Source organism: Idiomarina tyrosinivorans (assembly GCF_003987475.1).
Classification (GTDB): domain Bacteria; phylum Pseudomonadota; class Gammaproteobacteria; order Enterobacterales; family Alteromonadaceae; genus Idiomarina; species Idiomarina tyrosinivorans.
In genome coordinates this window covers 69,660-89,993 of sequence record NZ_PIQH01000007.1, presented here as the reverse complement: position 1 = coordinate 89,993, position 20,334 = coordinate 69,660, and the positions used below count along the sequence as shown (strand labels likewise).

The 20,334-nt window shown below is 51.0% G+C and carries 21 protein-coding genes; 8 read left to right on the top strand and 13 right to left on the bottom strand.

Annotated elements, in window-relative coordinates; translation table 11 throughout:
- Positions 1–65: 65 nt before the first annotated feature.
- The 3 genes from ntrC to glnA all read right to left on the bottom strand — a co-directional run bounded on the left by ntrC (position 66) and on the right by glnA (position 4,045).
- Positions 66–1,469: a nitrogen regulation protein NR(I) gene (gene ntrC / locus CWI84_RS08295; RefSeq protein ID WP_126842127.1), complete on the bottom strand. Its 1,404-nt coding sequence runs from the start codon at positions 1,467–1,469 to the stop codon at positions 66–68.
- The gene (glnL, locus tag CWI84_RS08290; RefSeq protein WP_126842126.1) at positions 1,466–2,515 is read right to left on the bottom strand and encodes a nitrogen regulation protein NR(II); all 1,050 of its coding nucleotides are present in this window, start codon (positions 2,513–2,515) and stop codon (positions 1,466–1,468) included. Before glnL ends, ntrC begins: the two co-directional genes overlap by 4 nt.
- A gap of 120 nt (positions 2,516–2,635) precedes the next feature.
- A complete protein-coding gene (gene glnA / locus CWI84_RS08285) occupies positions 2,636–4,045 on the bottom strand; it encodes a glutamate--ammonia ligase (RefSeq protein WP_126842125.1) in 1,410 nt (469 codons plus the stop codon).
- A gap of 344 nt (positions 4,046–4,389) precedes the next feature.
- Here glnA and CWI84_RS08280 point away from each other — a divergent pair, with 344 nt between their 5' ends.
- The 3 genes from CWI84_RS08280 (at position 4,390) to typA (ending at position 8,870) form a co-directional block, all read left to right on the top strand.
- Positions 4,390–4,677, top strand: a complete 288-nt coding sequence (locus CWI84_RS08280; protein WP_126842124.1) for a metal-sensitive transcriptional regulator — start codon at positions 4,390–4,392, stop codon at positions 4,675–4,677.
- A gap of 9 nt (positions 4,678–4,686) precedes the next feature.
- Positions 4,687–6,891 carry a heavy metal translocating P-type ATPase gene (locus tag CWI84_RS08275; RefSeq protein WP_126842123.1) on the top strand — a complete coding sequence of 735 codons (2,205 nt, stop codon included), beginning with the start codon at positions 4,687–4,689 and terminating at the stop codon, positions 6,889–6,891.
- Between the two features lie 134 nt (positions 6,892–7,025).
- On the top strand, positions 7,026–8,870 hold the full coding sequence (gene typA, locus CWI84_RS08270; RefSeq protein ID WP_126842122.1) for a translational GTPase TypA: 1,845 nt from the start codon (positions 7,026–7,028) through the stop codon (positions 8,868–8,870).
- 12 nt (positions 8,871–8,882) lie between these two features.
- Here the strand turns inward: typA and CWI84_RS08265 are convergent, their stop codons facing one another.
- The 3 genes from CWI84_RS08265 to CWI84_RS08255 are packed head-to-tail and all read right to left on the bottom strand — an operon-like array spanning position 8,883 to position 11,608.
- The gene (locus CWI84_RS08265; RefSeq protein ID WP_126842121.1) at positions 8,883–10,676 is read right to left on the bottom strand and encodes a sensor domain-containing diguanylate cyclase; all 1,794 of its coding nucleotides are present in this window, start codon (positions 10,674–10,676) and stop codon (positions 8,883–8,885) included.
- On the bottom strand, positions 10,677–11,333 hold the full coding sequence (trhA, locus tag CWI84_RS08260; RefSeq protein WP_126842120.1) for a PAQR family membrane homeostasis protein TrhA: 657 nt from the start codon (positions 11,331–11,333) through the stop codon (positions 10,677–10,679). It lies immediately after the preceding gene.
- Positions 11,330–11,608 carry a DUF3081 domain-containing protein gene (locus CWI84_RS08255; RefSeq protein WP_126842119.1) on the bottom strand — a complete coding sequence of 93 codons (279 nt, stop codon included), beginning with the start codon at positions 11,606–11,608 and terminating at the stop codon, positions 11,330–11,332. The genes trhA and CWI84_RS08255 overlap by 4 nt, the downstream gene beginning before the upstream one ends.
- 188 nt (positions 11,609–11,796) lie before the next feature.
- Between CWI84_RS08255 and CWI84_RS08250 the strand changes: the two genes are divergently transcribed.
- Entirely contained in the window at positions 11,797–12,393 is a 597-nt protein-coding gene (locus CWI84_RS08250) for a TetR family transcriptional regulator (RefSeq protein ID WP_241968758.1), read from the top strand.
- On the opposite strand, the gene CWI84_RS08245 is transcribed toward CWI84_RS08250, so the two are convergent.
- From CWI84_RS08245 to CWI84_RS08220, 6 genes are read right to left on the bottom strand one after another with little or no spacing between them, the layout of a single operon-like run.
- A complete protein-coding gene (locus CWI84_RS08245) occupies positions 12,390–12,911 on the bottom strand; it encodes an NADPH-dependent FMN reductase (protein ID WP_126842117.1) in 522 nt (173 codons plus the stop codon). The two genes, CWI84_RS08250 and CWI84_RS08245, sit on opposite strands and share 4 nt — an antisense overlap.
- Positions 12,912–12,937: 26 nt before the next feature.
- The gene (locus CWI84_RS08240) at positions 12,938–13,576 is read right to left on the bottom strand and encodes a DUF2959 domain-containing protein (RefSeq protein ID WP_126842116.1); all 639 of its coding nucleotides are present in this window, start codon (positions 13,574–13,576) and stop codon (positions 12,938–12,940) included.
- Entirely contained in the window at positions 13,576–13,815 is a 240-nt protein-coding gene (locus CWI84_RS08235; RefSeq protein WP_126842115.1) for a YqaE/Pmp3 family membrane protein, read from the bottom strand. The genes CWI84_RS08240 and CWI84_RS08235 overlap by 1 nt, the downstream gene beginning before the upstream one ends.
- Positions 13,816–13,826: 11 nt before the next feature.
- Positions 13,827–14,306 carry a carbohydrate porin gene (locus CWI84_RS08230; RefSeq protein WP_157981009.1) on the bottom strand — a complete coding sequence of 160 codons (480 nt, stop codon included), beginning with the start codon at positions 14,304–14,306 and terminating at the stop codon, positions 13,827–13,829.
- Positions 14,307–14,360: 54 nt separating this feature from the next.
- The gene (locus CWI84_RS08225) at positions 14,361–14,768 is read right to left on the bottom strand and encodes a hypothetical protein (RefSeq protein ID WP_126842113.1); all 408 of its coding nucleotides are present in this window, start codon (positions 14,766–14,768) and stop codon (positions 14,361–14,363) included.
- Positions 14,769–14,791: 23 nt separating this feature from the next.
- Positions 14,792–15,505: an SDR family NAD(P)-dependent oxidoreductase gene (locus CWI84_RS08220; protein ID WP_126842112.1), complete on the bottom strand. Its 714-nt coding sequence runs from the start codon at positions 15,503–15,505 to the stop codon at positions 14,792–14,794.
- A gap of 155 nt (positions 15,506–15,660) precedes the next feature.
- Between CWI84_RS08220 and CWI84_RS08215 the strand changes: the two genes are divergently transcribed.
- From CWI84_RS08215 to CWI84_RS08200, 4 genes are read left to right on the top strand one after another with little or no spacing between them, the layout of a single operon-like run.
- Positions 15,661–16,455 (top strand): virulence factor BrkB family protein, encoded by a 795-nt coding sequence (locus CWI84_RS08215; RefSeq protein WP_241968763.1) that lies wholly within the window; start codon positions 15,661–15,663, stop codon positions 16,453–16,455.
- Entirely contained in the window at positions 16,442–17,440 is a 999-nt protein-coding gene (gene pip, locus CWI84_RS08210) for a prolyl aminopeptidase (protein WP_126842111.1), read from the top strand. Before CWI84_RS08215 ends, pip begins: the two co-directional genes overlap by 14 nt.
- 18 nt (positions 17,441–17,458) lie before the next feature.
- Entirely contained in the window at positions 17,459–17,902 is a 444-nt protein-coding gene (gene dtd / locus CWI84_RS08205; RefSeq protein ID WP_126842110.1) for a D-aminoacyl-tRNA deacylase, read from the top strand.
- Entirely contained in the window at positions 17,899–18,801 is a 903-nt protein-coding gene (locus CWI84_RS08200; RefSeq protein ID WP_126842109.1) for a bifunctional GNAT family N-acetyltransferase/hotdog fold thioesterase, read from the top strand. The genes dtd and CWI84_RS08200 overlap by 4 nt, the downstream gene beginning before the upstream one ends.
- Here CWI84_RS08200 and hutH read toward each other — a convergent pair.
- Positions 18,798–20,330 (bottom strand): histidine ammonia-lyase, encoded by a 1,533-nt coding sequence (hutH, locus tag CWI84_RS08195; protein WP_198674499.1) that lies wholly within the window; start codon positions 20,328–20,330, stop codon positions 18,798–18,800. The two genes, CWI84_RS08200 and hutH, sit on opposite strands and share 4 nt — an antisense overlap.
- Positions 20,331–20,334 lie beyond the last annotated feature (4 nt).

The window sequence follows — 20,334 nt, the reverse complement described above, 5'->3', positions numbered from 1 at the left end:
GCTTTCTCAATCGCGTGACTCTGTCACACTTAAGCCTGTGATGCCTTGGAACGCTAGCGCCCGAATTACAATCCAAATTGTTGGATCTTTCGGGTTAAGGTGTTCCTTCCCCATCCTAGCCATTCGGCGGCCCGCTGTTTGTGGCCGCCCGTTTTTTCCAAGGCTATGGTTATCGCTTGGCGCTCCATTTGCTCTACCAATTCTGCTAAGACATCGTGTTCAGCGGTTTGGTTTCTTAATTGCGCCGCAAAAGCCGCTAACCAGTCATCTTGCTCCACCGCCTGCGTCTCTTCAGTATGGCTGACACTGGCAAATATATCCTCTGGTAAGTCGTCGACAGACACTTGTGTCGCAGGCGCCATTACCGTGAGCCAACGGCACGTATTTTGTAACTGCCGCACATTGCCCGGCCAGCGTTGCTGCATCATTGCCTGCTCTGCCGCTTTAGTCAGTTGCTTACTGGCAACATCAAGCTCGATCGCGGCTTGTTGCAAAAAGTAGCGAGCCAACGTCGGAATATCGCTCGCCCGCTCGCGCAGCGGTGGTAAACGTAAGCGAATAACGTTTAAGCGGTGGTACAAATCTTCCCGAAAGCGCTGTTCCGCCACCAAGTTTTCTAAACCGCGGTGCGTTGCGGCAATAATCCTTACATCCACGCTCACCGACTGGTGACCGCCGACCGGATAAAACTGCCCTTCGGCCAACACACGCAATAACCGTGTTTGCACGGCTAACGGCATATCGCCAATCTCATCCAAAAACAGGGTGCCACCATTCGCTTGCTCAAAGCGACCTTTGCGGCGTTTATCAGCGCCGGTAAAGGCGCCTTTTTCATGACCGAATAACTCAGATTCAATCAAATCGTTCGGGATCGCCGCCATATTCAACGCCACAAACGGCTTTTCCGCACGCGGACTGTGTGCATGTAGCGCCCGCGCCACTAACTCCTTACCGGTCCCCGACTCGCCCGTCAGCAACACACTCACACTAGACCGTGATAAACGTCCAATGGCTCTAAAGACTTCTTGCATGGCCGGCGCTTCACCAATCAACTCGGCTTCAGTGTCAGTCGCTGTCGGGGTCTGGGGCGCAGTTGCTTGCCGTTGTCGCAATGCGCGCTCGACCGTGGCAACCGCTTCGTCAACGTCAAATGGCTTCGGTAAATACTCAAAAGCGCCACCCTTAAACGCTTGCACCGCACTGTCGAGATCGGAATGCGCCGTCATCACTACCACCGGAATGCTGGGCCAATGCTGCTGTAAATGCGCTAATAGCACCATGCCATCTTTTCCGGGCATCCGCACATCGGTAAGCACCACATCTGGCTGCTGCTGTTCTAGCGCTTGGAACAATGCATCGGCACTGGCAAAACTTTCGGTGGTAAAAGGCTGTTTACGGAACGCACGTTCCAATACCCAACGAATAGACTCGTCGTCGTCAACTACCCATAGCAACGGTTTTTGGCTCATGCTTCAGCCTCCTGGTAGGGCAGATAAATCAAAAACTCGGTATGTTCCGACTCTGGGTTTAACGCAATTTTGCCGTCGTGTTGGTGCACCAGCGACTGAGCAATCGATAACCCCAGCCCGGTGCCATTGGCACGCCCGGTTACCATCGGGTAAAACAAGGTCTCGCGCAGTTGCGGCGGAATGCCCGGGCCATCATCGCTGATGGCAATCACAGCACATTGTTTATAACGCCGACCGTACAACGTTTGTTGGTGCAGTACTCGGGTACGAACGGTCACTTTGCCTCGGCTATCAGTTGCTTGTGCCGCGTTTTGCAAGATATTCAAAACCACTTGTTCAATGGCATCTGGCGCTACCCACAAGTCTGGTAACGACGGGTCATAATCACGCACCAAGGTTAACTCTGGGTTCTCCAATGCCACCATGCGGCTGGCGTGCTCCAGCACCTTATGTGGGTTAATCCATTGCTTGTCTGGTACCTGGTTCGGTCCCAATAAGCGGTCGACCAAGCCCCGCAAACGATCGGCCTGCGCCATGATTAAACGGGTATATTCGCGTTGCTCTTCGTCGTATAGCTCACGCTCGAGTAGCTGCGCGGCGCCGCGTAAACCACCCAACGGGTTTTTGATTTCGTGAGCTAAACCACGCACCAACGCCTGCGCAGCCAACAATTGTTGTTGCTGCCGTGCTTCTTGGTTAATCCGTTGAATTTGATCGATTTGCCGCATTTCCAGCAGCATGTGGCCTTGCCACGGCGCAACCGTTAGTGGCTGAGCTAGCAGTTCTACGGTCAGGCGATGGTGATTGTGTAGTTCCAGCACGACTTCGCTGTCGGAAACGGACTGTTGCTCTAGCAGGCACTGTTGAAGCCATTGCGGGTTCAAAGAAGTACTGCGAAACAGGCTCAAAAACGGCTGTTGGCGTAATCGTGACGCGCTATTATCCAGCAGCGTTTCGGCGGCAGCATTCACCGAATCTATCTGCAATTGTGGATTCAGGATGACAACGGCGGTCTGCAGTTGATCGAGTAACAATTGATGGGACACAAAACACCTCTCATAGCTTTGCACTATTTTGGTGCATGCGAAGCTTTTTGACCAGCCCCGAAGGTAAAAATGAACAAAAAAACGGCGGGGGAGATTGGCTCCCCCGCGCTTGGGTTGCGCTTAAACGCTGTAGTACATATCGAATTCCACTGGGTGAGTGGTTTTCTTCAAGGTTTCTACTTCGTTGTACTTCAACGCAATGTAAGCATCGATCATATCATCTGACATAACGCCACCTTGCTTCAAGAAGTCGCGGTCGTTATCCAATGCTTCCAACGCCATTTCTAACGAGTGGCACACTGTTGGGATATCTTTGGCTTCTTCTGGTGGCAAGTTGTATAAATCTTTGTCCATCGCATCACCAGGGTGGATCTTGTTACGGATACCGTCCAAGCCCGCCATTAACAATGCGGTGAAGGCTAAGTAAGGGTTCGCAGCTGGGTCTGGGAAACGTACTTCAATGCGGCGTCCCTTGGCACTTGAAACCAATGGAATCCGAATTGATGCAGAACGGTTACGTGCCGAGTAGGCTAACATTACCGGCGCTTCAAAGCCCGGGACCAAACGCTTGTAAGAATTGGTCGCTGGATTGGCAAAGGCATTAATCGCACGAGCGTGTTTGATAATGCCGCCGATGTAGTACAGAGCGGTTTCGCTTAAACCAGCGTATTGGTCACCCGCAAACAAGTTCTGGCCACCTTTAGACAGTGACATGTGCACGTGCATACCTGAACCGTTATCACCCACCAACGGTTTTGGCATAAAGGTCGCGGTCATGCCATAAGAATGAGCAACGTTGTGCACCACATATTTGTATACTTGCAGCTCGTCAGCTTTGGTCACTAGAGTGTTGAAACGGGTTGCTACCTCGTTTTGACCCGCAGTTGCCACTTCGTGGTGGTGCGCTTCTACCACTAAGCCCATATCTTCCATGACCAAGCTCATGGTGCCACGGATGTCGTGTGCTGAGTCCACTGGTGGTACTGGGAAGTAACCGCCTTTCACGCCAGGACGGTGCGCCATGTTGCCTTCGGCATAGTCACGGCCTGAGTTCCACTTAGCTTCGTCGGCATCGATCTTGTAGAAAGATCCGCTCATGTCGGTGTGGAAGCGAACGTCATTGAACAAGAAGAACTCTGGCTCAGGACCAAAATAGGCTTCGTCGGCAATGCCGGACGCTTGTAAATATTCTTCGGCACGTTTGGCGATAGAGCGCGGGTCACGGTCGTAACCTTGCATGGTGTCTGGCTCTAAAATATCGCAACGCACATTTAGGGTTTGGTCATTCGCAAACGGGTCCAGCACCAAGGTTTCTGGGTCTGGCATCAACACCATGTCTGATTCGTTAATGCCTTTCCAGCCAGAAATAGAAGAGCCGTCAAACATTTTGCCGCTCTCGAAAAAGTCGTCATCGATCTGCGATACTGGGATGGTTACGTGTTGCTCTTTACCTTTGGTGTCGGTGAAACGTAAATCAACAAACTTAACGTCATGCTCTTTGATGGCGTCTAAAATCTTACTGAATGACATGAGATCCTCCACGATCGTTCAACAGTAACCTAATGGTTGGGCGTTATACCCGTTGGTGCGACTAAATTCGCTTTGCATGATGCAAAGCAACCACCGTGCCATAACATAAAAGCGCAATAAAAACATCAGCTTAGATATTTCCGGTATTGTTTAGCACAGCTTCAAAATCATTATCGCACCATTTTGGTGCGTTTTCGCACTAAAATAGCACAACAATCAGTCAATATCGCTCAAGTGTAGTCGCTCTTCGCTGATCTGCCACTTACTCAGCAAATGATTTGCAAACTTGCAATATAGGGTACGGGGGTATACTATAAGGTCATCATCCATTATTGGAGTAATGTATGGACTATACCGTAGTACCGCATCCAGAGGGGCTAAAGAAGAACCTCAGTCAGCGTCTCGCGCGTATCGAAGGCCAAGTTCGTGGTCTGCAAAAAATGATCGACAACGATACCTACTGTGATGATGTTCTGACCCAATTGGCGTCAATCCAATCGGCATTAAACGGGGTTGCCCGTAAATTATTGAGCCAACACATGCATACGTGTGTTAAGCACCGTCTGGCCGACGGCGACGACGCCGTGCTCGATGAGTTGGACGCCACCATCGAACGCTTGCTGAAACGATAAGGAGGCAGTATGTCTCAAGCCAAATCTGTGCAGCTACAACTACAAGGCATGAGTTGCGCCGGTTGCGCAAAAGCCATTGACCGTGCATTGTCTGGGGTCAAAGGCGTTAACCATGTGAACGTCAACTTCGCTAACGAAGTAGCCGCCGTCGAGGGCGAAAACCTTAACCCCGAGCAGTTAATCCACGCGGTGGAAGAAGCGGGTTATGGTGCCAGCGTGGTAGACCACAGCAACGATCAAGCGCAACAACAGGCGCAGCAAAATAAGCAGCTGTGGAAGTTTATTATCGCCGCAGTGCTGTCTCTGCCGTTACTCTACACCATGGTCGGCCACTTTAGTTGGACCGCTAGCCTACCGTTACCCGATATTCTGATGAACCCGTGGGTACAGCTCGCGCTTGCCACCCCAGTGCAGTTTATTATTGGTTGGCAGTTCTACCGTGGCAGTTATCACGCACTTAAAGCCGGCGCTGCCAATATGGACGTGTTGGTCGCTCTGGGTACCTCAGCGGCATACTTTTACAGTCTGGTTTTGGCACTGCAGGGAAAAGCACACGAAGGTCTGTACTTCGAAACCAGTGCCGTGTTGATCACCCTTATTCTGTTGGGTAAGTGGTTCGAAGCGCGCGCCAAAGGCAACTCTTCTTCCGCTATTCGCCAGTTGTTGCAGTTGCAGCCAAAGCAAGCGCTGCGTGAAAACGCTAAAGGTGACGTTGAACAAATCGCGGCCGAAAAGCTGCAAGTGGGCGATATTGTTCACATAAAACCCGGCCAACAAGTCCCCGCCGATAGCGAAGTCATCGAAGGCGAAACCGCCATTGATGAATCAATGCTAACCGGGGAGAGTGTACCGGTCAGCAAAGCACCCGGTGATGAACTGATTGGCGGCACCGTCAACCAGCAAGGCTTTATCAAAGCCAAAGTCAGCAAAGTGGGTAGCGACTCGGCGTTGGCACAAATCGTCCGCGTGGTTGAACAAGCGCAAAATTCGAAAGCACCGATTCAGCGCCTTGCCGACAAGGTCGCATCAATTTTTGTTCCGGTGGTATTAGGTATTGCCGCGCTGACCTTCGTTTTGTGGATAACGTGGTTTGCCGCGGGTGATTTTTCAGCAGCATTGCAAGCCACGGTGGCGGTATTGGTTATTGCCTGCCCTTGTGCGTTGGGCTTAGCTACACCAACATCAATCATGGCGGGTTCAGGCCGTGCGGCGCAAGCGGGTGTGCTGTTTAAACGTAGCGAAGTGTTGGAGCGCACACAGGCAATAGACACCATGGTTTTCGACAAAACCGGTACGCTGACTTTTGGTAAGCCACAACTCACCGATAGCCAATTTGCCGAGGGTGTCGATGAACAGCACGTCCGCCAAGCAATTGCGGCGCTGGAGTCGCAATCTGAGCACCCGCTGGCGGCTGCCATTGTCGAGGGCTTAGCGGTTGACACCAAGGCGGCAACATTTAGTCAGTTTACGTCTAAGTCAGGCTTAGGTGTGGAAGCCACGCTAGAGGGCGATCAGCCCGTCACCGTGCGCATCGGCAGCTTGGAATATATCCAACAGCAGGACATCGACATCAGTGCATGGCAAGAAACAGTGACGCAACTGCAAAAGCAAGGCAAAACCGCCATGTTAGCAAGCTTCGACCAGCAGGTTGTGGCTTTGCTAGCGGTCGCCGATAAAATTCGTGATAACGCCGCCGAGGTGATCACCGCACTGCAAAAGCGTGGTATCAAAACAGTCATGCTCAGCGGTGATAACTCGCGTACTGCGCAAGCGATTGCCGACCAAGCCGGTATTGATGAAGTCATTGCGGGTGTGTTGCCCGAACAAAAAGCCCAACATATCGAAAAGCTACAGCAACAAAGCCACTGTGTCGCGATGGTTGGCGATGGCGTGAACGATGCCCCGGCTCTTGCCACTGCTGACATCGGTATTGCCATGGGCGCAGGTACCGATATCGCCATCGAAGCGGCAGATATTGCCCTAGTTCGCGACGATTTAAGCAGTATTTTAACCGCGCTAGAAATGAGCCGGTTAACGGTACGCAATATCCGCCAAAACTTGTTCTGGGCCTTCGCCTATAACACCTTGGGCATCCCAATTGCTGCATCCGGGTTGTTAGCTCCTTGGCTAGCAGGGGCTGCGATGGCACTGAGCTCAGTCTCAGTGGTGATGAATGCGCTGCGGTTACAGCGAGTGAAGCTCAATAAAGGGTAAAATAACCCCGGCTAAGACGGTTGCGGCTATTATTTCAACAGAAAACCTGTATAATCGCCGCCATTTCGGTGCCCGACCCAGTCGGGCACCTTTTCAACCGGTCTCCGGCCTCGGAACCTTATTGAGATGTATGCATGAGTAATATTGAAAACACGAGAGATATTAGTAAGTTAAGAAACATTGCCATTATTGCGCACGTTGACCACGGAAAAACCACCCTGGTTGATAAGTTGCTGCAGCAAAGCGGCACGCTGGAAAGCCGTGGCGAAGTCGAAGAGCGCATCATGGACTCTAACGACTTAGAAAAAGAGCGTGGCATCACCATTTTGGCGAAAAACACCGCGATCAACTGGCAAGATTACCGTATTAATATCCTTGATACCCCAGGGCACGCTGACTTCGGTGGAGAAGTTGAGCGGGTATTGTCGATGGCGGATTCAGTATTGCTATTGGTCGACGCGGTTGACGGTCCAATGCCGCAAACACGCTTCGTTACCCAGAAAGCGTTCGCTCACGGTCTGAACCCAATTGTTGTGATCAACAAAGTTGACCGCCCAGGCGCGCGTCCAGATTGGGTAATGGACCAAGTATTTGATTTGTTCGATAACCTTGGCGCAACTGACGAACAATTAGACTTCCCGGTCGTATACGCATCGGCTTTACAAGGTTGGGCGTCTATGGATCTCGATCAGCAAGGCGGTGACATGACGCCGTTGTTCGAAGCCATTATTGAGAAGGTTTCTGCACCTGATGCCGACCCTGAAGGCGACTTGCAGATGCAAATTTCTCAGTTGGATTACTCTAGCTACGTTGGCGTTATCGGCATCGGCCGCGTCAAGCGCGGTAGCGTGAGCGTAAACCAAGCCGTCACCATTGTTGGTGCTGACGGTAAAACCCGTAACGGTAAAGTCGGCCAAGTATTTGGTTATTTAGGCTTGGACCGCTTTGAATCAGACAAAGCTAGCGCTGGTGATATCTGCGCCATTACCGGCTTAGGTGAATTGAAAATTTCTGACACCGTATGTGCCCAGGGTAAAGCAGAAGCGTTACCACCGTTAACTGTCGACGAACCTACCGTAACCATGACCTTCCAGGTAAACACCTCACCGTTCGCGGGTAAAGAAGGGAAATTTGTTACCTCACGTCAAATCCTTGAACGTTTGCAGCAAGAATTGGTGCACAACGTGGCATTGCGTGTACAAGAAACCGATAACCCTGACCGCTTCCGCGTATCAGGCCGGGGTGAATTGCACTTGGGCGTTTTAATCGAAAACATGCGTCGTGAAGGCTACGAGCTAGCGGTTTCTCGTCCGGAAGTTATTCTCCGCGAAGAGAACGGCCAGAAGATGGAACCGTACGAAAGCTTAACGGTCGACATCGAAGAACAGCACCAAGGCGCAGTAATGGAAAAACTCGGCTTACGTAAAGCTGAAATGACCAATATGACGCCAGACGGTAAAGGTCGTGTGCGGGTAGACTTCGAAGTACCAAGCCGTGGCTTAATCGGCTTCCAGACCGAATTTATGACACTGACCTCAGGTACGGGCTTGATGTACCACACATTTGACCACTACGGTCCGCACAAAGGCGGCACCATTGGTCAGCGTGTGAACGGCGTATTGATTTCAAATGCACAAGGTAAAGCCTTGGCTTATGCCCTATTCAACCTGCAAGAGCGTGGTAAGTTGATGAGCAGCCACGGTGACGAAGTGTACGAAGGGCAAATTATCGGTATTCACAACCGTTCTAACGACCTCACCGTTAACTGTTTGAAAGGTAAGCAGTTAACCAACGTTCGTGCAGCGGGTACCGATGAAGCATTAACGCTTTCACCGCCTATCAAAATGACCTTGGAACAAGCGCTAGAATTCATCAACGACGACGAGCTGGTGGAAGTTACACCACAGTCTATTCGTATTCGTAAGCGCTTGTTAACTGAATCAGACCGTAAGCGCGCGGGTCGCGCACCAAAAAGCTAACCCTTGGTTCAGCTAATCGGTTACCGAATCAGGGGCCCAACATACCGTGTTGCGGCCCTTTTCTTTTGCCTCATACAAAGCATTGTCAGCGCGTTTTATCAATTGGTCGAGGGATTGCTTTTGCTGCCAAATCGCCGCACCAATGCTCACCGTTACCGACACCTCGCCCATCTCTTCAAAATGCTGTTCTGCTAATGACTTTCTGATCCGCTCTGCGACTTCTTCAGCACTGCTCGTTTGCGGCCGCTCTAACATTACAATGAATTCTTCACCGCCGGTTCGCGCAACCAAGTCGGTATCCCTGACTGCGCTGCGGAGAACATCGGCAAACCGTTGCAACACTTGGTCACCCATTTGGTGGCCATAGTCATCGTTAATACGCTTAAAATGGTCGAGGTCGAGCGCTAGCACCGCACTGTTATCACCATGCCGCTCAGCCCGTTGCAGCAATTGCTCTGCACGTTCAAAGAAACGCCGACGGTTGGCCAATTGGGTGAGTGGATCAGTGTTTGCTTGCTCTTCTAATTGGCGAATCAGCTTTTCCCGCTCATTCTGCATGGCTCGACGTTGGGCGACTTCATCACTAAGCTTAGCGTTCAATTGTTCGAGTTCTGCGGTGCGTTGTTGCACCTTACTGTCCAGTTCGGTATTCAATTGGCGCAACTGTGTGCGCTGCTCACCTAAACGGGTCACCATCGAGCGCAAGGTTTCACTCAATACGCGAACTTCCGGATATTGCTGGTAACTGCCGTGCAGCTCCAACGCATTATTATCGTCCAACGCCACAGTCGCTCGCGTTAACTGCCGCAATGGCAAACTAATATACTTGGCGGCAAACCAACCAATTGCGGCCACGCCAATAATCACCAAAATCGAAATCAGTAAGATGGTTTGCTTCAACTCGGTAATTTCACTGTAAGCCGCCGTAGCTGACTCGGTCACCAATACCGTCCAACCCAAGCCCTCATAACTGCGAAACCCTTCGCTACGGGTGTAACCGACAATTTGGCGGTTGTTGCCGTTGCTCGTCGCAAACCAGCCAAACTTATTGTTGTGCTGCTGCAACGGCTGCCGCAAATGCTCTGGCAATTGCTCAAGCTCTTCCGAGTCGTTTGGACCTAAGACAATGTTGTTATTGCCGTCGATAATATAGACATGAGCATCGTCTTCATTACGCAACAAGTAGGCAATGGATTTCTCCACATCGCGCGCCCAGCGCCAGTTTAAATGGGCGCCAATCACCCCTCGCAGTTTGCTCGGGTCGGTGTGATCCCTTACTGGCGAGGCAACATCAAGAAAACGCAGCGGCTCTTTGCCGCCATTCAGCTTCTTTGACAGCAACAGCGCGGCATGCACATCACCAACAAAGGGTTCGGTTTGCGCGTGCTGGAACCATGGCCGCTGCACCACGCTTTGTCCCTCAAGCAATTTTCCGGTCGCCGAAATCACCTTACCATTGGGATCAACGAAGCCAATCCAGGCATAGTCGCTATAGGTTTCTTGCAGTTTGTTTAATAAATCACGGACGGCTTGCTGGTCGTCGCCCAAGCGGTAACGACTGATCAAGCTTGCAGCTACTTGGATATCACGCTTACGCTCGTAAAGACCACGGTCTAACGTATCGCTGAGCTGCGATGATAATTGGGTGAGGTTTTCTCCGATTTGGCGCTTCAGTTGCGCGGTCGCCAGCTCAGAGATATAGGCGCTGAGAGAAATCGTTAAAATACCAGCGACACCGGCAAACAGTAAAAACCATCGCCAGTGCAGAGCCAGATTTTTAGGAAAGAGCCTCAGCGCTTTTTCCACTTAGTAAATCTCCGGCTGTGGTAGCACGTAATAAAAAATCGAGAAAAAGTGAAAGACACTGCCGGCAAGCACAAACAGGTGCCAAATCGCGTGGTGATAAGGCAGTGACTTCCAAACGTAGAAAATAACCCCCACAGTGTAAGATAGTCCACCGGCTAGCAATAACAGCAGGCCGCCAGTATCTACGTTATCCAGCATTGGCTTAATGGCGACCAACGCCATCCAACCGAGGGTGAGGTACAGCGTTAAAGAAAGCGCCTTCTTGCGCTCTTTCATTACCAGCTCTAGCACCACACCAAGAATGGCGATGCCCCAAACCACACCGAGTAACGACCAGCCCCAAGCGCCTCGTAAATTAATCAGCGCAAAGGGCGTATAGGTACCCGCTATCAGGACAAATATCGCTGCATGATCAAGCTGCTGAAAAAAGTACTTTACCCGTGGCCACGGGAAGGCATGATAAAGCGTTGACGCCGTATACAATAAAATTAAACTGGCACCGTAAATGCTGGCAGCCACAACATGCCAAGCATTCCCATAAGCAACCGACCACACCAGCATAACGACTAATGCGCCAATGCTTAACGCCGCACCTATCCCATGTGTTAGGGCATGGGCGACTTCTTCCATTACCGTATAGGCTTTATCTTTTGTCATCGTTCTAAACCTGGGGTCTCGTAGCCCTTACTAATATTTTTCACAGCCCGCATAAATTGATCAAATTGGCGTTCATTATCATAATCTAAACGGTATTTGTTATGAAATTCCAGTGTCAGTTGTACGCCGTGGCCTTCCATAAATACCGTATAACCATCGTGATCCGTGTACGCGGTAATGCCATCAAGCACATGGCGGCCCTGTTCAGCCTTGCCGTGCGTGTGAATTTTTTCATAAGCATCAAGGATTAAGCGGTGATCGATCTCGTTTTTCATCGGTGTCCCTCCGCACTTTCAGAAATTTTATTTGTCTAACTTACACTTACGTAAAAGTAGCATGCTTAGATGACTCTGTGTCGGGTTTTAATCATACAGAAGTGCATGTTTAGGCGATCTCTTGTATACTTCGCAAAGTCATTAGAATACGTGGGGTTATTTTGGTTCGACGCACAAAAGCAGACGCAATGGAAACTCGCTCGCATCTTCTCGATGCCGCTGAACAGCTATTCAGCGAACGCGGAGTGACCAATACATCGATGATGCAGGTCGCCGAGGCCGCAGGGGTGACTCGCGGTGCCATTTACCACCATTTCCGCAATAAACTGGATTTGATCAATTCATTAATGGAACGGGTGATGCTCCCCATTGATGAAATGCGCGAGCAAGTCGCTCAGGACGAGAAAAACCAGAACCCATTAAAGCAAATTGCGCTGCGCACCAAAGAATATGTTGGCAGTTTAGAAACCAATCCTCACGCCCGTGCGCTGTCGAATATTTTGTTCCATAAGTGCGAATACATCGACGATGTATTACCGATAAAAATGCGCCACTTATCGGGTCGTAATGAATGCATTGATGAAATGGCTAAACTGTTTAACGCTGCTATCGACAAGCAACAAATTCCCGCTTCCGTCGATTCGGTTCGTGCGGTGATAGGGCTGTTTAGTCTGATCGATGGCTTAGTTTACAACTGGTTGCTCGACACCGACTATTTCCCGCTCAGTGCCACCGCCGAGCAAGCGATTAACGCTTATCTCGACGGTTTAGCACGCGCCGCTTAGGCGTCGTCGTCACCTTGGCGTAAGAAATTCAGCAGGAACGCATCGTCCATTGCGGCGATGGTTTCATCGCTGGCGTTACGGCAGCTAGCAAACAGAGGCGCTGTCCAAGCCAATACATTGCCTAAAATATCGCGCAAGTGGCTGAGCCCTCGGATGCCACCTAAAGCACCGGGCGATGCCGCTGCCAGCAACACCTTTTTGTGCTTCCACACACCGCTATCTAAACGTGACGTCCAGTCAATGGCGTTTTTCAACAATGGCGGGATTGAGGCATTGTACTCAGGAGTCACAATCACCACTTTATCTGCTGCCGCAATTTTCTTACCTAACGCTTGCATGCTCTCCGGTACACCCGACTGGTCTTCATCATCGCCGTGATAAATCGGTGCATCAAGCGCATCGGCAGATAAGCACTCTGCGTTAATATCGTTGGCTAACGCCAACTCGTGAATACGTTTTTGAAAACGCTTGTTTAACGAAGCTTCACGGCGACTTGCCGCCAAAATTAAGATACTCATGCGTCACTCCTAATTGACTCAATCTATCATTGAGTACGCATTTCATCGATAAAACGATCGGATTCGGCAATCGCCTGCTCCATATCTTCGATCAATCCTTTAATGTCGCCTTGCAAGGTTTGGTATTCGCCCTTAATCGCATCAATCGCCGCGGCATTCAAATTGTGCTTAAGGTACAACACATTATCCTGCATGCGCTCTAGCACCGGGTCCATCTTATCCGCCGATCGCCGCATGGTACGGATAAGGTCGGCATAGCGGCGTTGGGTATGGCGCAGTTTCTGTTCGCTATCACGGCGTAACGACTGGCTTTGGTATTCATCCAACTCATTCTGCCATTCGTCAAATAACGCCTGCGCTACCTCATCGACAGCGGCAATGCGGTCTCGTACCCGCTCTGCCGCATCTTGGCTGGCTTCGTATTCGTCGCGCAATGCATCGTATTGGTCTTCCAGCTCACCACCATCAAATTGAATTAATTGCGATAGCTGCTCTAGTGCCGAACGAAAGGTCTGTTGCGCCTCTTCTTGCGCGTCTTTGGTATCATCCACGCGGTCCACCAAAATATCGCGCTTTTCGATACCAAATTTTTCCATCGTGCCGTAATAAGCACTTTGGCAAGCGGTAAGCATGAACACCGCCGCGATTGCTACCAATGTACGCATTATTTTTCCTTCATGGCTTTAATGAGGCGTTCATCACGCTGTTGCTGGTGATACCCATGTACCACAATGATGGCGTGAATAATCGCCACAATGTACAAGCCTCCCAGTACACCCAGCGAGAAGATAAATAGCAGTATTGCCGCAGCAGTTAGCACAATGCTAAACAACGTATGAAAAATACGTCCAGTAGACAGCACTGCCAACGGCGGTACTAAGATGGCAAAAAGATATCGAAACATAAACTTTCCTGTTACCAGTTCATCGCTAATCGTAGCGTCAGTATTGTCGAATCCTGACCGCGTTGTAAACTTTTTCGGCGTTGGTCGAGCCATTGAATGTCCGGTTGTAGCGCCAGCCAATCGGTAATTTTTGCACGCCAATAGATCTCATACGCCCTCTCATCGAGCTGCTCCGCCACCGTCTTGACCCAAGACGTAGCTAGACCAAACTCATGGTCATGGCGTTGCCAGGTGATCCCAACACTGCGGTGGCGATGAAAGAGTACTGGTGTGTCGTTATGGCCATACTGCGCGAACACACCCCATTGCCCTGAATAGCCCAGCCAGTGCTGTTCAACAATAGCGTAAGGCTGACCTTCACGGCCCCCGACTGTCCAATTGGCACCACGAAACGGCCGCCATTGTAACTGTGCTAACCAAGCGTTATCTCGGTCGTGGCTAAACCCCAGCTTTGCGTTAACGGCTTTGCTTAATTGATAGCGAGCGTTCACTAACCAACTGCTTTCTGGATATGACACCAGCGATTCAAGCGTGGGCGAATAGCCTTACGATGATTGGATGAACTGCGTTGCGGAATCGGCTCCGGCGAATACGCTGTTTTCGTCACGACGGCCAAGTTCAACCCGCCATTGTCCGGCCTCCCAGCCTAGGTACGCTTCTGCAACACGTACACTGGCTTGCGACTCAATATTAGACGCCCCCTGCAGGTCTTGCGCAATAGCGGAAACCGAGCCATTAGTGTTAGCAAAAGCCGAGGCCTGCCAATAGAGGTTCTCGGTGACCTGTTGCGAGCCGCTCAGTTGATAAAAACCAATGACTTCACCCTCGCCATCGAGGTGTTCTGGTTGCACAGCATATAAATCAATCAGGGCAGTGTGATGCCAACTCACTTGGTCAGCGGATGCGCCGCAGGCAATCGCCGCAAATAACCATAACCATTGAGTCCGTTTCATGCTGAGTCCTTGTTGCCTATTCTTTAGTAAGGTAGCTCGGTTCCATCCCAATGCCAAAGCTTACCGCTTTGTTCTGGGCTCAGCTTAGCAATAACCGCCATAATTCGCGCAGCCGATTGTTCGGGGCTGTAGAGTTTGTCTTTCGCCACATGCTTTTGAAAGGGTTTAGAGAGTGCAGTATCGGTAGTCCCAGGGTGAATCGCCGCAACACACAACTGCTTATGGGTTCGTCCTAGCTCTATGGAAGCTGACTTCAGCATCATATTCAGTGCCGCTTTACTCGCCCGGTAACCGTACCAGCCGCCTAAATAATTGTCGCTAATACTGCCAACCTTTGCGCTCAGCTGCACCCAAAAGCGGGTACGTTTACGGTCAAGTTTGGGTAAAAACTGTTTAAGCAGCAACAAAGGCAAGCTGGCATTAACATAAAAGCTGTGCGCAAGCTTATCGGCGGCTAACGCTTGCAAGTTCTTCTCCGGTTCAATGGTACCGTCGTGGAGCACACCGATGGTCGAAATCACGCCAGTAATCGGTTCTGCCGTAGCATCATAATCGGCAATCCACTGCGCCAACTTGGCGCTTTGGTAATCATCGACCGCCAGATAGTCGACGCCATCAAGCTGTTGCTGTGGTTGTCTGCGGCTGATAGCCACCACCGTCTCATCCGTGCTTTGCTGGAGCGCTTGCGTCAATGCTTGGCCTAAACCGCCGGCAGCGCCGAAAATAATAATCGCCATGGTTCCTCGACTGGTCTCTGTAACCGCTCTATGCTAATGATGTAGCTACGAATCGTTGAATATGCATAGATCACAGAAAGGAACCTGACGTGTCGGTGCCCCATCAAGATGCAGAGGCCGAGTCCTCACTCACCCATTACCAACGTGGCAAACAGTTGCTGCGGTATTTTGTCGACCGCTGCTTGCGCGACCAAATCACGGTTACCGCTGGGCACTTAGCCTATGTGAGCCTGCTCAGTTTGGTGCCGTTACTGGTGGTCACCTTTACCATCTTTTCCGCGTTCCCTGTGTTCGAAGGGCTGCGTGAGAATATTGAGCAAGCACTGTTTGCGAATTTATTGCCAACCTCTGGCGAACAACTGCGCAGCCACCTCAACCAATTTGTCGGTAATGCCTCAAAAATGACGGCGGTCGGGATTGGCTTTTTGTTTGTTGTCGCGGTCATGCTGATTTCAGCTATCGACAAAACCCTCAACCGTATTTTTCGTAACCACCGCAAACGTCGATTCACCGTCTCGTTTGCGATTTATTGGATGATTCTTACCTTAGGCCCGGTATTAATTGGTACTGGACTAGCCGCCACTTCTTACCTTATCAGCCTAAGCCAGTATGCTGATGCTTATGTGTCTGGGGTGCGCAGTACCATGCTCGTGATCGTACCGATTGTGACCTCTTTTGCGGCGTTTATGCTGCTTTACATTATGGTCCCTAACCGTATTGTGAAGATCAAATACGCGGCATGGGGCGCGGGCTTAGCCGCGATTCTGTTCGAACTCAGTAAGCAAGGATTTAGCCTCTACATTAAGCATTTTCCTACCTACCAAGCAATTTATGGGGCGCTGGCAACCATCCCATTGTTAATTGTCTGGATTTACCTATCTTGGATAGTGGTTCTGGTGGGGGCTGAATTAACCATTAGCTTAGAAGAGTTTGATCATGAGCAAGACTAGTCGCGGCATCATCTATCCTGTGACCAAGCCGTTTGCCAGTGGTCATTTCAAAACCGCCGACGCCCAGCATGAAATTGCCTTTTACCGCTATGGTAATCCTGATGCGCCGGCACTATTGCACTTACATGGTGGCCCTGGTGCGGCCTCTGCGGATTATCATGCGAGTTTCTATGATCCTGAGCGTTGGCACATTATCACCTTCGACCAGCGCGGTTGTGGCGATTCTCGGCCCAGCGCGAGCCTAACCAATAACGACACCGACCACCAACTGGCCGACATTGAACAATTACGCCAATTGCTCAACATCGACAACTGGGTGGTCAGCGGCGGCTCTTGGGGTAGCACCCTCGCGCTCGCTTATGCCTGCGATTTTGCCAAGCGCGTCAATGGCTTACTCTTACGCGGGGTGTTTTTAGGCCGCGGTTGCGATATCGATTGGATGTACGCAGCAGACAACGCCGCGGCGAGAAGCTTCCCACAAGCCTATGAACAACTCACCCATGCCTTAACCGAGCATAGCGAGGTGAAGTTAGATGGCAGTGCACGGCAGCTCATTTCGGAGTTCTACCACGCGCTCAAAAACCCACGCCATCCTAAGCGCCTATTGCTAGCCCAAGCGTGGTGTTACTACGAACTGCGATTAAGCGCCATCCATGCTCGCAACGATCTGCACGATTACGTCACTAACCACCCTAATACACTAAATATGGCGTTAATTGAGTTACATTACTTTCATCACCAGCTATTCTTGCAGAAGAAGCCTTTGTTACAACGGTTGAAAGCGTTGAAAGATAAACCCGTATACATTGTGCATGGCCAACAAGATATTGTCTGCGCACCGGATCAAGCTTGGCGAGTCGCTCAACAACTCGCTAACGCTGAGCTACATTGGGTTGCTGGAGCGGGCCATGCGAGCAGCGAACCCGCAATTGCCAAATGCCTCGTTGACCTCGGCAATAGATTAGCCGACCATAGTCATTCCTAAAGCAACTCTGGCACTCTAATGATTGGACTGATACAACGCGTCAGCCGCGCTAGCGTGAACGTGCAACAAGAGACTATCGCCACCATTGGTAACGGCATGTTGGTGCTATTGGGTGTTGAACGTGAAGACAACGTCGCGGTTGCCAACAAGCTGGCCAACCGGGTCGCACATTATCGGATGTTTAATGACGCCGAAGGCAAGATGAATTTGAGCGTCGCCGATACCCAAGGCGAAGTTTTAGTGGTATCACAGTTTACCCTAGCCGCCGATACTCGCAGTGGCCGGCGTCCAGGCTTCTCAACGGCTGCCACGCCGGTACAAGCTAAAACCCTATATCATGCATTCTGCGATGCCATGCGCCAGCAAGGACTGAGCATTGCCACTGGGCAGTTTGGCGCAGATATGCAAGTGTCGTTGGTCAACGATGGGCCAGTGACCTTTTCCCTGCAGGTAACCGAATGAGCCAGATCATAACGCCAGAGACGCCAGAGCAGTTTGCTGACTATTTCCACCTGCGTTGGCGTGTGCTACGCGAACCTTTCCAACGGCCGCTAGGTTCAGAACAAGACGAATACGATCAGCTCAGCCATCACCGTATGTTAGTCGACGATGACGGCAAAGTGTTGGCTGTCGGACGATTACATTTTAACAGCCCTGAAGAGGCACAAATTCGCTATATGGCGGTTGACCCAGACGAGCGCGGACAAGGTCATGGGGTGGCTATTATTTTTGCCTTAGAAACCGCAGCGCGCCAAGAGGGTGCGCAACAAATCGTCATTAATTCGCGCAAAGAAACACTCGGCTTTTACGAGAAGTGCGGCTATCAGCTAAATGATGACAGTGCAGCAGTGGGTGGACCGCAAGCAGAATATCAATTGCGTAAAACCTTTAGTGAGGTAAACCGGATTATTTATCGGCCTGAGTGGTGTGCCGAATTACAAAACGAATGGCAGCAAAAGATTCCGATTTCTGACGCGATGGCGATAAAAATTCACCAGTACACCGGACGAGTATTTGAAACACGTGCGCAATTAAGCCGTAATATCAATGTCCATAACACCATGTTTGCCGGCAGCATTTATTCACAAGCCACGCTGACCTGTTGGGGATTGCTGCACTTACAGCTACAGGAACGCGGCTTGCCAGGCAGTATTGTTTTGGCCGACGGCCAAATAAAATACCGCAAGCCAGTCACTGAAGACCCTCGTGCGTTGGCGAAGCTCGCCGATATTCAAGGAGATTTTAGTGACCTTGAGCAAGGTCAAAATGCGCATTTATTGATTCGCGCAGAAGTGCTCTCGGAAGAACGGCCGGTGGCTGAATTCACCGGCCGCTTTGTGGTGCTTGCGCCGCGCGATTAGTGTTGGAACAGATCCAACGACTGCAACGGTTTGGCGAAGCCATTTTCGTTAATTAGGCGAGTAATGGCTTCGATGTCAGGCGAAAAGTACCGATCTTGATCATAAAATCGTACTTCCGCGCGAACCGCCGCAAAACCGGCTTCGACTTTCTCGGACGACTTCAACGGACGACGGAAGTCCATTCCCTGCGCTGCTTCAAGTATCTCAATGGCAACAATGCCCGCCACATTTTGCGCGATTTCGTTGAGCTTGCGTGCAGCAAACGTTGCCATCGACACGTGGTCTTCTTGGTTGGCAGAGGTTGGCAACGAATCCACTGAAGCCGGGTGTGCTAACGTTTTATTTTCAGACGCCAATGCCGCCGCCGTTACTTGCGCCAACATAAAGCCAGAGTTAACGCCGCCGTCATTGACCAAAAACGCTGGCAGATTGCTCAGGTGGCTATCAATCAACAATGCGGAACGGCGCTCTGACAACGCGCCAATCTCGCTGCAGGCAATACCAAGAATATCCGCCGCCATCGCCACTGGCTCGGCATGGAAGTTACCGCCAGAAAGAATGTCTTGTTGCTCAGAGAACACTAATGGATTGTCGGTTACCCCATTGGCTTCACGCACAAGAATTGCCGCCGCGTGATGGATTTGATCCAACACCGCGCCCATGACCTGTGGCTGACAGCGCAGTGAGTAAGGATCTTGGACTTTTTCACAGTCTTCATGCGCTGCGGCAATTTCAGAACTATCGCTGAGCAACTCACGGAAGTAGCGCGCCACAGCAATCTGTCCTGGCTGCCCGCGTACCGCGTGAATGCGTTCATCAAATGGGGTCCGTGAACCCATTGCCGCTTCCACAGACATCGAGCCAGCCATCAACGCCGCACCGAATACCCGCTCGGTGGCAAATAATCCTGCCAACGCCAACGCGGTGGAGGCTTGGGTACCGTTCAACAGTGCCAAACCTTCTTTCGGGGCCAATTCAAACGGTTCTAAGCCCACTTTAGCAAGCCCGCTTTTCGCGTCCATGCGTTCGCCATTGATCCGCACTTCGCCTTCGCCTAACAATGGCAGCACGAGGTGTGCAAGTGGTGCTAAGTCACCCGATGCACCGACCGAGCCTTTCGCCGGTACGCAAGGATACACTTGCTGGTTAAGCAAGGTTAACAGCGCCTTGATCACTTTTAAGCGCACGCCAGAATAGCCCCGCGACAACGAGTTGATTTTCAGCAACAACATCAGGCGTACTACGTCATCGCTCATCAGCTCGCCAGTACCGGCAGCATGCGACAGCACGATGCGGCGTTGCAGATCGGTGAGCTTGTCTTTTGGAATGCGGGTATTAGCTAACAGCCCAAAACCTGTGTTGATGCCATACACTACGCGCCCTTGTGCTAAAACATCGGCAACGGTCTGCGCCGATATCTCAATAGTTTGTTCGCTGTCTTCACTAAGGCGATAGGTCGCCCGCGAAAAATAGCCCTCACGCAAATCGCTCAGGCTTAAATGACCGGGTTGGAGTACCACGTCTTTCATCATC

Excerpts from the sequence above, each read along its gene's own strand:
- CWI84_RS08225 (WP_126842113.1), bottom strand. The coding sequence starts at position 14,768 with ATGAAACGGACTCAATGGTTATGGTTATTTGCGGCGATTGCCTGCGGC.
- CWI84_RS08255 (WP_126842119.1), bottom strand. The coding sequence starts at position 11,608 with ATGAAAAACGAGATCGATCACCGCTTAATCCTTGATGCTTATGAAAAA.
- ntrC (WP_126842127.1), bottom strand. The coding sequence starts at position 1,469 with ATGAGCCAAAAACCGTTGCTATGGGTAGTTGACGACGACGAGTCTATT.
- CWI84_RS08250 (WP_241968758.1), top strand. The coding sequence starts at position 11,797 with ATGGAAACTCGCTCGCATCTTCTCGATGCCGCTGAACAGCTATTCAGC.
- hutH (WP_198674499.1), bottom strand. The coding sequence starts at position 20,330 with ATGAAAGACGTGGTACTCCAACCCGGTCATTTAAGCCTGAGCGATTTG.
- CWI84_RS08200 (WP_126842109.1), top strand. The coding sequence starts at position 17,899 with ATGAGCCAGATCATAACGCCAGAGACGCCAGAGCAGTTTGCTGACTAT.
- glnA (WP_126842125.1), bottom strand. The coding sequence starts at position 4,045 with ATGTCATTCAGTAAGATTTTAGACGCCATCAAAGAGCATGACGTTAAG.
- typA (WP_126842122.1), top strand. The coding sequence starts at position 7,026 with ATGAGTAATATTGAAAACACGAGAGATATTAGTAAGTTAAGAAACATT.
- CWI84_RS08275 (WP_126842123.1), top strand. The coding sequence starts at position 4,687 with ATGTCTCAAGCCAAATCTGTGCAGCTACAACTACAAGGCATGAGTTGC.
- CWI84_RS08240 (WP_126842116.1), bottom strand. The coding sequence starts at position 13,576 with ATGCGTACATTGGTAGCAATCGCGGCGGTGTTCATGCTTACCGCTTGC.
- CWI84_RS08220 (WP_126842112.1), bottom strand. The coding sequence starts at position 15,505 with ATGGCGATTATTATTTTCGGCGCTGCCGGCGGTTTAGGCCAAGCATTG.
- trhA (WP_126842120.1), bottom strand. The coding sequence starts at position 11,333 with ATGACAAAAGATAAAGCCTATACGGTAATGGAAGAAGTCGCCCATGCC.
- CWI84_RS08245 (WP_126842117.1), bottom strand. The coding sequence starts at position 12,911 with ATGAGTATCTTAATTTTGGCGGCAAGTCGCCGTGAAGCTTCGTTAAAC.
- CWI84_RS08280 (WP_126842124.1), top strand. The coding sequence starts at position 4,390 with ATGGACTATACCGTAGTACCGCATCCAGAGGGGCTAAAGAAGAACCTC.
- pip (WP_126842111.1), top strand. The coding sequence starts at position 16,442 with ATGAGCAAGACTAGTCGCGGCATCATCTATCCTGTGACCAAGCCGTTT.
- CWI84_RS08235 (WP_126842115.1), bottom strand. The coding sequence starts at position 13,815 with ATGTTTCGATATCTTTTTGCCATCTTAGTACCGCCGTTGGCAGTGCTG.
- dtd (WP_126842110.1), top strand. The coding sequence starts at position 17,459 with ATGATTGGACTGATACAACGCGTCAGCCGCGCTAGCGTGAACGTGCAA.